This window comes from Paenibacillus sp. MZ03-122A, assembly GCF_024213325.1.
GTDB classification, from domain to species: domain Bacteria; phylum Bacillota; class Bacilli; order Paenibacillales; family Paenibacillaceae; genus Paenibacillus; species Paenibacillus polymyxa_B.
In genome coordinates, this window is the sequence record NZ_JANAVI010000060.1 from 1 (window position 1) to 575 (window position 575).

At 53.4% G+C, this 575-nt stretch carries 1 protein-coding gene; it reads left to right on the top strand.

Features of this window, described 5'->3' with window-relative positions; all coding sequences use genetic code 11:
* Window positions 1–575: condensation domain-containing protein (locus tag NLX74_RS25540; RefSeq protein ID WP_254330937.1), on the top strand; the 575-nt coding region annotated here is incomplete at both ends.

Below are 575 nucleotides of genomic sequence, written 5' to 3' on the forward strand. Positions count from 1 at the left end.
CGTAAACAGGAAACCTATGCGGAAGCGCTGGAAGCGAAGGCAAATGAAATTCAAAGCAGCATTCACCTGTCCGAAGGACCTCTGGTCAAGCTGGGATTGTTCCGCACAGCCGAGGGCGATCATTTGCTCATAGCCATTCACCATTTGGTGATAGATGGGGTATCGTGGCGGATTCTGTTTGAAGATTTCTCGACAGGTTACGAACAGGCGATCAAAGGTGAGCCTGTACGATTGCCCTTTAAAACGGATTCCTTCCAAACATGGGCACAGGAGTTGTCGTCTTACGCCAACCGTCCAGAGGCTGCATCGGATGAAGCCTACTGGCAGCAGCTGGAACAGGCCAAAGCGAAAGCGGCACCGCTGCCTAAGGATTTTGCCTATGAGGGCTCCTTGAATGCAGACAGCGAAGTGTTGACGGTAGAGTGGACCGAAGCTGAAACCCAGCAGCTGTTAAAGCAGGCCCATCGCGCCTACAACACCGAGGTCAATGATTTGCTATTGACCGCGTTAGGATTGGCGATGCACAACTGGACAGGCGCCGGACAGGTGCTGGTGAATCTGGAGGGACATGGCCG